This is a genomic window from Stenotrophomonas sp. TWI1183 (genome assembly GCF_039673115.1).
Taxonomy (GTDB): Bacteria; Pseudomonadota; Gammaproteobacteria; order Xanthomonadales; family Xanthomonadaceae; genus Stenotrophomonas; species Stenotrophomonas maltophilia_AA.
The window spans coordinates 154211-168338 of record NZ_JBDJKZ010000009.1 but is presented as its reverse complement, the minus strand read 5'-3'; the positions used below and the strand labels follow the sequence as shown (position 1 = coordinate 168338).

At 67.3% G+C, this 14128-nt stretch carries 8 protein-coding genes; 5 read left to right on the top strand and 3 right to left on the bottom strand.

What is annotated here, in order from left to right; genetic code table 11:
• Nucleotides 1-195: 195 nt before the first annotated feature.
• Nucleotides 196-906 carry a glutathione S-transferase gene (locus ABE434_RS10935; protein WP_346478844.1) on the bottom strand — a complete coding sequence of 237 codons (711 nt, stop codon included), beginning with the start codon at nucleotides 904-906 and terminating at the stop codon, nucleotides 196-198.
• Between the two features lie 114 nt (nucleotides 907-1020).
• Here ABE434_RS10935 and ABE434_RS10930 point away from each other — a divergent pair, with 114 nt between their 5' ends.
• The 4 genes from ABE434_RS10930 (at nucleotide 1021) to ABE434_RS10915 (ending at nucleotide 7545) form a co-directional block, all read left to right on the top strand.
• Nucleotides 1021-2337, top strand: a complete 1317-nt coding sequence (locus ABE434_RS10930) for a retropepsin-like aspartic protease (protein WP_346478843.1) — start codon at nucleotides 1021-1023, stop codon at nucleotides 2335-2337.
• A gap of 149 nt (nucleotides 2338-2486) precedes the next feature.
• Nucleotides 2487-5072 carry an ATP-dependent chaperone ClpB gene (clpB, locus tag ABE434_RS10925; protein ID WP_346478842.1) on the top strand — a complete coding sequence of 862 codons (2586 nt, stop codon included), beginning with the start codon at nucleotides 2487-2489 and terminating at the stop codon, nucleotides 5070-5072.
• Nucleotides 5073-5194: 122 nt separating this feature from the next.
• Nucleotides 5195-6496: an aminotransferase class I/II-fold pyridoxal phosphate-dependent enzyme gene (locus ABE434_RS10920; RefSeq protein WP_346478841.1), complete on the top strand. Its 1302-nt coding sequence runs from the start codon at nucleotides 5195-5197 to the stop codon at nucleotides 6494-6496.
• A gap of 167 nt (nucleotides 6497-6663) precedes the next feature.
• Nucleotides 6664-7545, top strand: coding sequence for an AraC family transcriptional regulator (locus ABE434_RS10915; RefSeq protein WP_346478840.1), 882 nt, complete (start codon nucleotides 6664-6666; stop codon nucleotides 7543-7545).
• A gap of 6 nt (nucleotides 7546-7551) precedes the next feature.
• Here ABE434_RS10915 and ybaL read toward each other — a convergent pair whose 3' ends face one another.
• On the bottom strand, nucleotides 7552-9255 hold the full coding sequence (ybaL, locus tag ABE434_RS10910; protein ID WP_346478839.1) for a YbaL family putative K(+) efflux transporter: 1704 nt from the start codon (nucleotides 9253-9255) through the stop codon (nucleotides 7552-7554).
• A 241-nt stretch (nucleotides 9256-9496) separates the two neighbouring features.
• Complete coding sequence (locus ABE434_RS10905; RefSeq protein WP_346478838.1) at nucleotides 9497-11890, bottom strand: TonB-dependent receptor; 2394 nt, start codon at nucleotides 11888-11890, stop codon at nucleotides 9497-9499.
• Nucleotides 11891-12234: 344 nt separating this feature from the next.
• On the opposite strand from ABE434_RS10905, the gene ABE434_RS10900 reads away from it, so the two are divergent.
• Nucleotides 12235-14091, top strand: a complete 1857-nt coding sequence (locus ABE434_RS10900; RefSeq protein WP_346478837.1) for an ABC-F family ATP-binding cassette domain-containing protein — start codon at nucleotides 12235-12237, stop codon at nucleotides 14089-14091.
• The last annotated feature ends 37 nt before the right edge of the window (nucleotides 14092-14128 follow it).

Sequence of the window (14128 nt, the reverse complement as noted above, 5' to 3'; positions counted from 1 at the left end):
GCTCTACTGCGGAGCCACTGCGGAGCCGGCCAGCGGCCGGCACTACCGGAGCCGGCCAGCGGCCGGCACTACCGGAGCCGGCCAGCGGCCGGCACTACCGGAGCCGGCCAGCGGCCGGCACTACCGGCTCACGACCCAACCTGCGCTCACGACCAGCGGTCGTGAGCTACCGGGTGGAGGCGGGCCGGCGAGGGATCAGGCTTCGCCATCCAGCTCCGGGTAGTGCCGGAAGATGCCGTTGGTGTTGAAGGCCAGGCGCCGTTCCGAGGCCAGGTAGGCGGCGATGTTGGGCCGGGTTTCCACGCGGTCCTTCAACGCGCGCAGCTGCGGCAGCGTCGGCCACAGCGCCTGCATGCGGCGCGGGAACATGTACTCCAGCCCGCTCAGCAGCTGGAACAGCGACAGATCGACGTAGGAATGCTCGCGCAGGGGATGCCGGCCGCCGTTGTGCTTGAGCACGTTCTCGAAATACCCCAGGAACTTCGGCATGCGCTCGCCGCGCATCGATTCGGCGCGCGCCTTGGCTTCGCGCTTCTGGTCGTCGTAGTACTTCGAGGCAGCGATCGGGTGGTGGGTGTCGTGCACTTCGGCGACCAGATCGGCGATGGTCAGCTGCAGCTGCAGCGCCTGCTGTCGCCGCGAGCTGGCATCGGGAACGAGGCCCAGTTCCGGGCCCAGATGATCCAGGATCGCACCGACCTGGGCGATCACCTGCCGCCCGGTGCGCAGAAACGGCGGGGCAAACGGCTGCAGGCCTTCGACCTTGCCATCCAGGTACGGCTGCATCACCGCATCACCATGGACGCGCGCCATGTCCGTGTAGCCTGCACCAGCGTCTTCCAGCGCCAGCCGCACGAACTCGCCGCGGCCCTGGATGCCGGTCCAGTAATACAGTTCGTAATGCATGCAGTCACTCCGTGCGGAACCGGCCCCCAGCATCGCCCTCGCCGACGAAAGCAGGCGTGAGCGCAGCGTGGTTCCCGTGCTAGGGTCGAGCGGGGACGTCGACGGGAGTACGGGATGCGGATGTGGGTACTGGGCGCGTGCGTGGCGATGCTGCCGGTCACCGTGGCGGCCGATCCGGTGGCGCTCCACGATGGGTTCGGCTACAGCGATGCGGTGCTGCGCGCGGAGCTGATGACGCTGCGCGACATGAGCGGGGCGTCCGGCCCGCGCCGCCATCTCGGCGCGGCGGGCTACCACCGCGTCCGTGGAGAGCTGGATGCCTCCAACCGTGCCGCACGCCAGTGCCTGGCCGAAACCGCCGATGCACCGCCGGCGCTACAGGGCCTGGCCTTCCTGTGCGAATCCACCCTGGCCGGCAATGCGCTGATCGAGGGCGACATCGCGCAGTGGGCGAGGCTGATGCTGCGTGTGCGCGAGGACTACCAGCGCACCATCGTGCCGATGCTCGCGCCCGGTGATGAAGTGCCCGATGTCACCCGGCCCGCGTTCGCGGCGTTCACCGCCTGGCCGCGCAGCGCGCTGCCGGTGGCCGGGCGCGCGCAGGACGTGGAGGTCCCGATCCAGTTCAGCAATGAGCTGCCCTCGGTGACGGTGACGCTGCATGGCAGGCGCGATGGCGCTGTCGTCGCCCACGAAGCCCCTTTCATCATCGACACCGGTGCGCCGCGCTCGCATATCAGCCGCGCCTTGGCCGAATCGCTGGGACTGGTGGTTACCGGCAACTTCGTGGTGTCGCGCATCGTCGGGGACGAGATCCAGCAGGCGGGGCTGGCCGCGCCGATCGATATCGAACTCGGTGGCCAGCGCGTGCGCGATGTGTCGTTCAACAGCGAAGCCGCGCGCGAGATCAACCTGATCGGCCTGGACGTGCTGCGCGCGCTGGGACCGGTCCGGCTGTCCCGCGAAACGTTGACGCTGCTGGGGTCGCACACGCCGGCTGCCTGCACGCGCCGGATGGTCTACACCTCGTCGCTGTGGGGGCCGTTCCAGCAGGCCCGCTATCCGATCCGGGGCCGCGAGCACCACCTGATGCTGGTCGATACCGGCTTCCACGGGGCCTTCCAGATGCGCGGCGCGCCGCGCTCGTCGGTGCCGGCCGCGGCGATCCAGCGCCGGAACGTGATCACCACGCGCGGCGCCGAGGACATCGAGTACGCCCCGGCCAGCACGCCGCTGCAGATCACCGACACGGTGGCGGCGATTCCGGTGGATATCGCCTTCCAGCCGCCGGACCTGTTCCCGTCGTCGTGGCGGATCGGCTACGGCGTCACCGGGGGCTATGACGTAGTGCTGGACCTGCCCGCCAGCCTTGGCTGCCTGGTGCCGCGCGCGGCCGCGCCGCCTGTGCTGGAGCGGCCGCCCAGCGCGTGAAGGCCCGCGCGGGCGGGGGCGGAAAGGCTGTGCGAAGGCCGACGATGGCTGAATCGGCATCTCATCCACCCTTGAAACACGCCCGCGTAACCGCATCTGACAGAGAGTGCTGGCAAGGCCAGCTCCCGTTTACATCGAGGACAAGAATCATGCGGATGGACAAGCTCACCTCGCGTTTCCAGCAGGCGCTGGCCGACGCGCAGTCGCTGGCCGTGGGCCGCGACCACAACATCATCGAACCGGTACATGTGTTCAGCGCGCTGCTGGACCAGCAGGGCGGCAGCACGCGCCCGCTGCTCGCCCAGGCCGGCGTCAACGTGCCGGTACTGCGCGAACGTTTGAACGAAACCATGGAGGCCCTGCCCAAGGTCTCCGGGCAGGAAGGCAACCTGTCGATCGGCAACGATCTGAACCGGCTGCTCAACAACACCGACAAGCTGGCCCAGCAGCACGGCGATGCCTTCATCGCCAGCGAGTGGTTCGTGCTGGCCGCGGTCGACGATGGCGGCACCCTGGGCATGGCGCTGCGCGCCGCCGGTGCCGACAAGAAGAAGATCGAAACCGCCATCGAAAAGGTGCGCGGTGGCGAGACCGTGCAGTCGGAAAATGCGGAAGACCAGCGCCAGGCGCTGGAGAAATACACCATCGACCTGACCGCGCGCGCCGAGAGTGGCAAGCTGGATCCGGTGATCGGCCGCGACGAGGAAATCCGTCGCACCATCCAGGTCCTGCAGCGCCGCACCAAGAACAACCCGGTGCTGATCGGCGAACCCGGCGTGGGCAAGACCGCGATCGTGGAAGGCCTGGCCCAGCGCATCATCAACGACGAAGTGCCCGAAGGCCTGCGCGGCAAGCGCGTGCTCTCGCTGGACATGGGCGCGCTGATCGCCGGCGCCAAGTTCCGCGGTGAGTTCGAGGAACGCCTGAAGGGCGTGCTCAACGACCTGGCCAAGAGCGAGGGGCAGGTGATCCTGTTCATCGACGAGCTGCACACCATGGTCGGCGCAGGCAAGGCCGATGGCGCGATGGATGCGGGCAACATGCTCAAGCCGGCCCTGGCGCGTGGTGAGCTGCACTGCGTCGGTGCGACCACGCTGGACGAGTACCGCAAGTACATCGAGAAGGACGCCGCGCTCGAGCGCCGCTTCCAGAAGGTGCTGGTGGGCGAGCCGAGCGTGGAAGACACCATCGCGATCCTGCGCGGGCTGAAGGAAAAGTACGCCGTGCACCATGGCGTGGAGATCACCGACCCGGCGATCGTCGCGGCGGCCACGCTGTCGCACCGCTACATCGCCGATCGCCAGCTGCCGGACAAGGCCATCGACCTGATGGACGAAGCCGCGTCGCGCATCCGCATGGAGATCGATTCCAAGCCGGAAGAACTGGACCGCCTGGAGCGGCGCGTGATCCAGCTCAAGATCCAGCGCGAAATGCTCAAGAAGGAAAAGGATGACGCGTCGCGCCAGCGCCTGGCCGATCTGGAAACCGACATCGATGCGCTGGAGCGCGAGTTCTCCGATCTCAACGAGATCTGGAAGTCGGAGAAGGCCACGCTGCAGGGCGCGACCCGGATCAAGGAGCAGATCGAGCAGGCCAAGCTGGAGCTGGAGTCGGCGCAGCGCCGCCAGGACTTCGGCCGCATGAGCGAAATCCAGTACGGGCAGTTGCCGCAGCTGGAAAAGCAGCTGGCTGCCGCGCAGGAAGTGGAAACCAGCGAGTTCAAGCTGGTCCAGGACCGGGTCACCGCCGAGGAAATCGCCGAGGTGGTGTCGCGGTGGACCGGGATTCCGGTCAACCGCATGCTGGAAGGCGAGCGCGACAAGCTGCTGCGCATGGAAGAGGTGCTGCACAACCGCGTGGTCGGCCAGGAAGAGGCGATCAAGGTGGTCTCCGATGCGGTGCGGCGCTCGCGTGCGGGCCTGTCCGATCCGGATCGCCCGAGCGGCTCGTTCCTGTTCCTTGGCCCGACGGGCGTGGGCAAGACCGAGCTGTGCAAATCGCTGGCCGAGTTCCTGTTCGACAGCAGCGACGCGATGATCCGCATCGACATGAGCGAGTTCATGGAGAAGCACAGCGTCGCGCGCCTGATCGGTGCGCCCCCGGGTTATGTGGGCTACGAGGAAGGGGGCTACCTGACCGAGGCGGTGCGTCGTCGCCCGTATTCGCTGATCCTGCTGGATGAAGTGGAGAAGGCACATCCGGATGTGTTCAACATCCTGCTGCAGGTGCTCGACGACGGTCGCCTGACCGATGGCCAGGGCCGCACGGTGGACTTCCGCAATACCGTCATCGTGATGACCTCCAACCTGGGCTCGCACCAGATCCAGGACATGAGCAGCGATGACAGTCCGGAGGCCTATACGCAGATGAAGGCGGCGGTGATGGGCGTGGTGCAGGCGCATTTCCGCCCGGAATTCATCAACCGCCTGGACGACATCGTCGTGTTCCATCCGCTGGACAAGGTGCAGATCAAGCAGATCGCCCGCATCCAGATGCAGGGCCTGGAGAAGCGCCTGGCCGAGCGTGGCCTGCGCATCGAGGTCAGCGACGCCGCCTTCGAGCTGCTGGGCAACGTCGGCTTCGATCCGGTGTACGGCGCCCGCCCGCTCAAGCGTGCGATCCAGTCGCAGCTGGAGAATCCGCTGGCGCAGAAAATCCTGTCCGGCGAGTTCCTCAACGGCGATGTGATCCGCGTCGATGCGGCCGAGGGCAAGCTGGTGTTCGTGAAGGGCTGAGCCCCGCACGCGCCGGCGGCCTGATAACCGTTGCGCCTCAGACCATGCTGGTTTGGCATGAACCCCCGCCTCGGCGGGGGTTTTTTGTTCGGTATCGTCGGCATTCACCTGGAGACGATGCGATGTCCGAACACGGCAGTCCCGAATCACAGTGGCGCGCGGAGACCATCGCCGTGCATGGCGGCTACCGGCCCGACCCGACCACGCGCGCGGTGGCGGTGCCGATCTACCAGACCGTGGCCTACGCCTTCGATGACACCCAGCACGGCGCGGACCTGTTCGACCTGAAGGTGCCGGGCAACATCTACACCCGCATCATGAATCCGACCACGGACGTGCTGGAGCAGCGCATCGCCGCGCTCGAGGGCGGCATCGGCGCGCTGGCGCTGGCCTCGGGACAGGCGGCGATCACCTACGCGATCCAGACCATCGCCGAAGCGGGCGACAACATCGTCTCGGCCAGCGCGCTGTATGGCGGCACCTACAACCTGTTCGCGCATACGCTGCCGCAGTTCGGCATTGAGACGCGCTTTGCCGACTACCGCGATCCGCAGGCGTTCGGTGCGTTGATCGATGACCGCACCAAGGCGGTGTTCGTCGAGTCGATCGGCAACCCGCGCGGCAACATCACCGACATCGAGGCGGTGGCGAAGATCGCGCATGCGCATGGCGTGCCGCTGATCGTCGACAACACGGTGGCCACGCCGTACCTGCAGCGCTCGTTCGACTTCGGCGCGGACATCGTGGTGCATTCGTTGACCAAGTACCTCGGCGGGCATGGCACCAGCCTGGGTGGCGCCATCGTCGACTCCGGGCGCTTCCCATGGGCCGAGCACAAGCAGCGCTTCCGTCGTTTGAACGAGCCGGACGTGAGCTACCACGGCGTGGTCTACACCGAAGCCCTCGGCCCGGCTGCCTACATCGGTCGGGCGCGGGTGGTGCCGCTGCGCAATACCGGCGCGGCGATCTCGCCGTTCAATTCCTTCCTGATCCTGCAGGGCATCGAGACGCTGGCGCTGCGGCTGGACCGGATCAACGCGAATACCCTGGCCGTGGCCAACCATCTGCAGGGGCATCCCAAGGTCGCCTGGGTGAACTACGCCGCATTGCCCGACCACCCCGAACATGCGCTGGTGCAGAAGTACCTGCGCGGCCACGGCTCCGGCGTGCTGACATTCGGCCTGCCCGGTGGTCGCGCGGCAGGCGCGCGTTTCCTGGATGCGCTGCAGCTGTTCACCCGCCTGGTGAACCTGGGCGATGCCAAATCCCTGGCCACGCACCCTGCCTCGACCACCCACCGGCAGCTGGATGCGGCCGAGCTGGAAAAGGCGGGCGTCAGCGAAGACACGGTACGGCTGTCGGTGGGCATCGAGCACATCGATGACCTGCTGGCGGACCTGGAGCAGGCGTTGGCCAAGGCGTAGAGGCAGGACCCACGGCGGCCGGTGCGGGCCGGCTGCCGTGGGGTTTTTTGGCGTGGCTCTACCGGCAGGGTTAGGATCGGCTGACGATTCCCCAACTGCGCAAGATCGGCCACGCGCCGGGGTGGGGCACGACGCACGCTGAGCGTCACCCCGAGATGGAGCCCGCCATGAGCCGCATTGCCCAGGTACGCCAGCGCCACGGTATCGACCGCGTCATCGCCCATCTGCAGGCGTGCCTGCGCGCTGGCGATCCTTTGCCCGATCTGGAGGCACTGGCCGCGATTGCGCACCAGTCCCCGTTCCACTTCCATCGTCTGTACCGCGCGCTGACCGGCGAAACCCCCGGGCGTACCGTGGCCCGCCTGCGCCTGCTGCAGGCGCTGACGCTGCTGGGCCAGGCGGACAGCCGGGTCACCGAGGTCGCCTTGCATGTCGGTTATGAGAGTCCGCAGGCGCTGGCCCGTGCCTGCCGCCAGGCGCTGGATGCCACGCCGAGTACCCTGCGCGAGGATGCCGGGCTGCGCAGCCACTGGCAGCAGCAGCTGTCGCTGCCGGCCGGCGATCACAGCGGCGACGCGGTACCCCTGCAGGTGACAGTGACTACACTGGAACCCTTCGACGTGGTCGCGCTGCGCAGGGAAGGCGCCTTCGATGATCTCGACCAGGCGTTCGGCGAGATCTTTACCTGGGCGGCCGAGCAGGGCTGGGCCGAGCAGTTGCAGCAGCTGGTCGGCATCGCACGCACCGATCACCGCGATGTCCCGGTGCGCGAGTGCGTGTTCGACTGCGGCATGGGGTTCGGTCGCACGCCGCACGCGCTGCCGGCGCCGCTGCGTGCGCTGACGCTGGGCGGAGGCGCGTATGCGGTGCTGCGCCATGTGGGCAGCTATGCAGGGCTGGAGGCCGCCACCGACGTGCTGCTGCGGGACTGGCTGCCCGAGAGCGGCCACACGCTGCGCGATGCCGAGCTGTATTACCACTACCTCGACGATCCGGAAGAGGTCCCTGAGGCGATCCTGCGTGCGGATATCTGCGTGCCGGTCGCGTAGCGTCCCTCACACCACCGGAATGCTGTGCTGCTGCCTCATCGTGCGGTACGGCGGGGTGGACATCACCATCTCGGCCAGCGAATAGGCCAGCTCGCGCTCGGCCATCACCGTGCCATCGGCGCCGTGGGCGAGCAGGTGTTTCACCTCGGCATCGCTGTGCGCACGTGCCAGCAGGGTCAGGCCGGGATTGAGCGCGCGCAGCTTGGCCAGGGTTTCACCGGCTTCCAGCGGCTGCGGGATCGCCAGCACGGCGATCTTGGCGCGCTCGGGATGTGCTTCGGCCAATACGCGGTCGGAGGCGGCGCTGCCACGGATGCCGGGCAGGCCGGCCGCATGCGCTTCGGCGACGTGTTCCTTGTTGTCGTCGATGATCATCACCGGCACGCCACGGTCGCGCAGCACCTGCGCCAGCGCGCTGCCGACGCGGCCGTAGCCGATCACGATGGCATGGTCGTGCAGGTCCAGCGAGGGGCCGGGTGGGAGCTCGGTCTCCACCGTGGTCGGGGCGGTTTCCTGGTGCTTGAGCAGCCAGCGGTCGAGCAGGCCGAACACCAGCGGGTTGAGCATGATCGAGATCAACGCACCGGCCAGCACCAGCGCCTGCCCGGTCGGCGGCAGGATCTTCAGGGTCACGCCGAGGCCGGCGATGATGAAGGCGAATTCGCCGATCTGCGCCAGGCTGGCCGAAATGGTCAGCGCGGTACCGGTCGGGTGGCCGAAGGCACGCACGATCACGAACGCAGCGGCGGACTTGCCGAACATGATGATCGCCGCGGTGGCCAGGACCTGCCACGGGTGCTCGATCAGGATGGCCGGATTGAACAGCATGCCGACCGAGACGAAGAACAGCACCGCGAATGCATCGCGCAGCGGCAGCGAATCGTTGGCGGCCTTGTGGCTGAGTTCCGATTCGTTGAGCAGCATGCCGGCGAAGAACGCGCCCAGCGCGAACGACACGCCGAACAGCATCGCCGAGCCGAACGCCACGCCCAGCGCGATCGCCAGCACGGCCAGGGTGAACAGCTCGCGCGAACCGGTGCCGGCGATGCGCTCCAGGATCCACGGGATCACGCGGCGCCCGACCACCAGCATCACCGCCACGAACAGGCCCAGCTGCACGAAGGTCCAGCCGATGCTGGCCAGCACGCTGCCGACGGTATGGGTTTCATTGGCCGCGTCCGGGCCGAACACGCCGGCCAGGACCGGCATCATCACCAGCGCCAGGACGCAGGCCAGGTCTTCCACGATCAGCCAGCCAATGGCGATCTTGCCGCGCGTGGTCTCCAGCAGGCGCCGTTCTTCCATCGCGCGCAGCAGCACCACGGTACTGGCCGTGGCCAGCGAGAAACCGAACACCACGCCGTAGATCACCGGCCAGCCCATCAGGGCAGCCAGGCCCCAGCCGAGCAGGGTGGCGACCAGGATCTGGCCGATCGCACCCGGGATGGCGATCGCTTTGACTTCCATCAGGTCTTTCAGCGAGAAGTGCAGGCCGACCCCGAACATCAGCAGCATCACGCCGATCTCGGCCAGCTGGTTGGCCAGCGCCTGGTCGGCGACGAAGCCGGGGGTGAACGGGCCTACGCAGATGCCAGCAACCAGGTAACCGACCAGCGGGGACAAACGCAGCTTGTTGGCCAGCGCGCCAAGGATGAAGGCGAGCCCAAGGCCAACGGCCACGATGTTGATCAGGTCGGTGTCATGGTGCATCGGGGCTCGCAATGTGGGGAATGCCCCGATTTTCACCGATGCGGCCGGTCCGGGCAAACATCGGCGAGTGCAATGCTGCTATGTCCCCGTGGTCAGGTCATGTGCTGTCCGGGACAGCCCGTGCGTTGAACGGTGAATGCGCGGAATCCCGGTTTCCTGCGGCCAAAACGCACATGCCCCGGCGAACCGGGGCATGGGGTTTATCAGGCGGTTGCCGGCCAGCGGCCGGCACTACCTTGGGTTACCACTTGTAGGTCACGCGGCCATAGACGTACGCACCATTGAACCCGTACGGCGAGTAGTTGCTGTACGGCAACATGCCCCAGGTGGAGTTCTGCAGGTCCACGGTGCGGTCCGGGTATTCGTCCAGGATGTTGTCCGCGCCCAGGGTCAGGGTCCAGTTCTCGCTCGGCTTGTAGCTGGCCGAGGCATCCAGCACCCACGAGGCGTCGTAGGTCTGGTCACGCAGGGCGGTCGCCGAATTGCGCACGGTGAATGAGCCATAGCGGGTGGCCGCCAGGTTCAGGTCCCAGCGGTCCGAACGCCAGGTACCGCTGAGGATGGTCTTGTCGCGCGGGTAGCTGTCCTCGATGCGGCCGATCTCATCGCGGCCGATCAGCGACTGGGTGATGCCCAGCGTGCCGAACACCGGCGGCGAGCCGATGAACTTCTTCACCTCGGTTTCGTTGTAGCTGTAGGCAGCGGTCAGCTCCAGCGAGCTGGCGGCGAAGGGAATCGTGTAGCTGGAGACCGCATCCACGCCGCGGGTACGGGTGTCCACGCCGTTGGTGAAGTAGGAGAACGCAGTGACGCCCGGCAGCCCCAGTCCGCCCAGCAGCGCATTGGCCGCGGCATTGGTGGTGATGTTGGTGGAGAGCACGATGCGGTCATCGATGTCGATCTGGTACGCATCCACGGTCAGGTACAGCCGATCGACCGGCTGCAGCACCAGGCCCAGGCTGTAGGAGGTCGAGCTCTCGGCCTTCAGCGGGCTGGCACCCAGCGCCTGCGCGGCAGGGCTGGTGGTCGGGAAGGTGCCGCGTTCGACGAACACGCCGTTGACGATCGTGCTGGTCACCGCCTGGTAGCTCTGCTGGGCCAGCGACGGAGCGCGGAAACCGCTGGAGGCGGTGGCGCGCAGGGCGACCTTGTCGGTGAAGGCGTAGCGTGCGGAGAGCTTGCCGGAGAACTTGTCGCCGAAGTCCGAGTAGTCCTCGTAGCGGCCGGTCACGCCGGCGGAGAACTTGTCGGTAAGGTCGGCTTCCAGTCCGGCATAGACAGCGTAGTTGTCGCGGTCGGCGTCGACGGCGTTGAGCGGGGTGAAGCCGCCGAAGCCCTGCGCACCGCTGCCGGTGTAGGAGTTCAGTTCACCGGCCGACTGCTCCCACTTCTCCTTGCGGTACTCACCGCCGAAGGACAGCGTGACCGGGTAGGCCAGGCCCCAATCCAGGGTCTTGGTCACATCGGCGTTGACGATGTTCTGGGTGTACTCCAGCGCGCCGTCGTAGAACGAGCGCGGGCTGTTCACGCCGAGCGCGTAGTTGATGCTGTTGCGGGTGTGGAAATCGATCTTGTTGGCGCCGTAGTTGTAGCTGACGTCCCAGTTCCAGCCGCTGTCCGTATCGCCCTTGACCCCGGCGACCAGCGAGCGGTCCTTGGAGTACTGGTTGATCTCCGGCACGAAGCCGTCCGGGTAGGTCTGGGCCAGCAGCGGGCCCTGGTTGCTGTTGTTGCGCGAGCGGTAGAACGCGAACGAGGTGATGTCGCGGTTGCTGGCCATCGCGGTGGCGTAGGCCGAGACGTGGTCGCTGAACTGGAAGCTGGCGTTGGCCGACGCGGCGGTCGCATCCACCTGCGGGTCGCCGACCACGAAGGTGGTCTGGCCGATGTTGGGGAAGTTGCCGGTGTTCGGCGCGGTGCCCTGGTACGGGCCGGCCCGGTTGCTCTCGTCCTGCTGGACGATCTGGCCGGCCACATGGACGCTGCCGCGGCCGTCGGCGAAGCCGATGCCGGTATCGCCGGAGAGCTGGTACTTGTTGCCGTCACCGGCCGAGTACTGGCCGGCGTCCAGCGCCAGGCTGCCGCCGGAGGACGAGCCCTTGAGCACGATGTTGATGACACCGGCGATGGCGTCCGAACCGTACTGCGCCGAGGCGCCGTCGCGCAGCACTTCCACGCGCTCGATCGAGGCGATCGGGATCGCGTTGATGTCCACCGCCGAGGAGCCACGGCCGATGCTGCCGTTGACGTTGATCTGCGCCGAGGTGTGGCGGCGCTTGCCGTTGACCAGCACCAGCACCTGGTCCGGGGAGAGGCCGCGCAGCTGCGCCGGGCGGATGCCGCTGGTGCCATCGGTCAGCGCCGGGCGCGGGAAATTCAGCGAGGGCAGGGCGCGGGCCAGCGCGGTGGCCAGCTCGGTGGTGCCGGTGGACTGCAGCGCCTCGGGGGTGATGATGTCGATCGGCGACTGCGACTCGGCCACGGTACGGTCGGCTACGCGGGTACCGGTGACGATGATGGTGTCCAGGGTGTTGGCCGTCGTGCGGGCGGGTGCCTCCTGGGCGGTGGCGGCGAAGCTGGACATACCGAGCGCGACAGCTACGGCGGCGGCGAGCGTACTGGTCTTGCGGTTCATCAGGATGTGGCTCCGGTAGGGGCGGTGCTGCACCAAAGCGACATCACGACATCGAGGATCGGGTCTGCGAAGGCGGTTGTTGCGGTGCGCAAGAGACGGATTAACGGGATATTCATCGCTTGTCAAATATTTGCCATGTTCGTAAAAAACGTTGCAGCAGCAACCATTTACGTGAGGTCGAGGATCTGACAGGAGGGTCCCGGGGGAGCGCAGGCAGGGTCGTGGGAGAGAGAAACGAGGCCTGCCGCGCATCCCGGGGCCCGTCAAGTATTCGTTAACGCTAGAATTACGTCGCAGGAAAGGTGCTCACGAGCACATTCCATTCCGTTATATGGACCCCCAAGATGATTTCCCTTCGTAACTTCGCCTTGCGCCGTGGCGAGCGGCTGCTGTTGTCCAACGTCGACCTGACCCTGCACGCGGGGTACCGCGTCGGCGTGGTCGGCCGCAATGGCGCTGGCAAGTCCAGCCTGTTCGCCGCCGTGAAGGGCGAGCTGGAGGCGGACAAGGGCGACGTCGATCTGCCCGGCAAGATCCGCATCGCCAGCGTGGCCCAGGAAACCCCGTCGCTGCCCGACCCGGCGCTGCAGTTCGTGCTGGAGGGCGACACCGAGGTGGCCGCTGTCATGCGCGAGGAAGCCGCCGCCGCCGCGCGTGAAGACTGGGAAGCGGTCGCCACCGCCCACCAGCGCATGGCCGAGATCGGCGCCTATGACGCCGAAGCGCGTGCCGGCAAGCTGCTGCACGGCCTGGGCTTCCCGGCCGAGACGCACTCGCGCGCGGTCTCCTCGTTCTCCGGCGGCTGGCGTGTGCGCCTGAACCTGGCGCGCGCGCTGATGATGCCCAGCGACCTGCTGCTGCTCGATGAACCGACCAACCATCTGGATCTGGACGCGGTGTTCTGGCTGGAACAGTGGCTGCTCAAGTACCCGGGGACCCTGCTGCTGATCTCGCATGACCGCGAGTTCCTCGACAACGTGGCCACCCACACCCTGCATCTGCACGGTGGCGGCGCCAAGCTGTACGTCGGTGGCTACACCGATTTCGAGCGCCAGCGTGCCGAACAGCTGCGCCAGCAGCAGCTCGCCCACGACAAGGAACAGGCCGAGCGCGCGCATCTGCAGAGCTTCATCGACCGCTTCAAGGCACAGGCCAGCAAGGCCGCGCAGGCGCAGAGCCGCATGAAGCGCCTGGCCAAGCTGGCCGGCACCGAAGCCGTGCGCGCCGAGCGCGAGTTCCGCATCGAATTCGCCCCGCCGGCCAAACTGCCGTTCTCGCTGATCCGCCTGAACCATGTCGAGGCCGGTTACGGCGCCGATTCGGTGATCCTGCACAACGTGGGCTTCGGCCTGGAAGCCGGCCAGCGCATCGGCCTGCTTGGTCCGAACGGCGCCGGCAAGACCACCCTGGTGAAGACCCTGGTGGGCGAACTGGACCCGATCAGCGGCGAGCGCGCCGCGCATCCGGACCTGCGCATCGGTTACTTTGCCCAGCACACCGTGGAGTCGCTGCACGAAGGGCAGTCGCCGATGGAGCACTTCCGCGACCTGGCGCCGGATGCACCGAACCAGTCCTTCCGCGATTTCCTCGGCAAGTGGAACTTCGCCGGCGACCGTGCCTTCGAACCGGTGGACGGCTTCTCCGGTGGCGAACGCGCGCGCCTGGCGCTGGCGCTGATCGCCTACCAGCAGCCGAACGTGCTGCTGCTCGACGAACCGACCAACCACCTGGACCTGGAAATGCGCGAAGCGCTGGCCGAAGCATTGGCCGACTTCGAGGGCGCGATCGTGATGGTCTCGCATGACCGCCATCTGATCGGCCTGGTCTGTGACACGTTCTGGCGCGTCGCCGATGGCGTGGTCGAGCCGTTCGACGGCGATCTGGATGCCTACGCCGCCTGGCTGCGTTCGCGTCCCGCCGCGCAGGGCACCAAGCAGAAGATGGCCGCGGCTGCCCCGGAGCCGGTACCGCCGACCCCGCCGCTGCCGCCGAAGAAGCCGGTCAATCCCCACAAGCTGGCTGCTGCCGAAGCCAAGGTGGGCGAACTGGAGGCGCTGCTGGCCGACCTGGACCGCGAGCTGGCCAACCCGGCCAACTACGCCGATGCGACCCGCATGGCAGTCCTCGGCCGCGATCGTGAAGCCACCGCGACCCTGCTCAGCAAGGCCGAGCAGACGTGGATGGAATTGCTGGACGCGTAAACGGCATGCCGACCAACGGTCGGCATCTACCTGGCAC

Excerpts from the sequence above, each read along its gene's own strand:
- ABE434_RS10900 (WP_346478837.1), top strand. The coding sequence starts at position 12,235 with ATGATTTCCCTTCGTAACTTCGCCTTGCGCCGTGGCGAGCGGCTGCTG.
- ABE434_RS10920 (WP_346478841.1), top strand. The coding sequence starts at position 5,195 with ATGTCCGAACACGGCAGTCCCGAATCACAGTGGCGCGCGGAGACCATC.
- ybaL (WP_346478839.1), bottom strand. The coding sequence starts at position 9,255 with ATGCACCATGACACCGACCTGATCAACATCGTGGCCGTTGGCCTTGGG.
- ABE434_RS10905 (WP_346478838.1), bottom strand. The coding sequence starts at position 11,890 with ATGAACCGCAAGACCAGTACGCTCGCCGCCGCCGTAGCTGTCGCGCTC.
- ABE434_RS10935 (WP_346478844.1), bottom strand. The coding sequence starts at position 906 with ATGCATTACGAACTGTATTACTGGACCGGCATCCAGGGCCGCGGCGAG.
- ABE434_RS10915 (WP_346478840.1), top strand. The coding sequence starts at position 6,664 with ATGAGCCGCATTGCCCAGGTACGCCAGCGCCACGGTATCGACCGCGTC.
- clpB (WP_346478842.1), top strand. The coding sequence starts at position 2,487 with ATGCGGATGGACAAGCTCACCTCGCGTTTCCAGCAGGCGCTGGCCGAC.
- ABE434_RS10930 (WP_346478843.1), top strand. The coding sequence starts at position 1,021 with ATGCGGATGTGGGTACTGGGCGCGTGCGTGGCGATGCTGCCGGTCACC.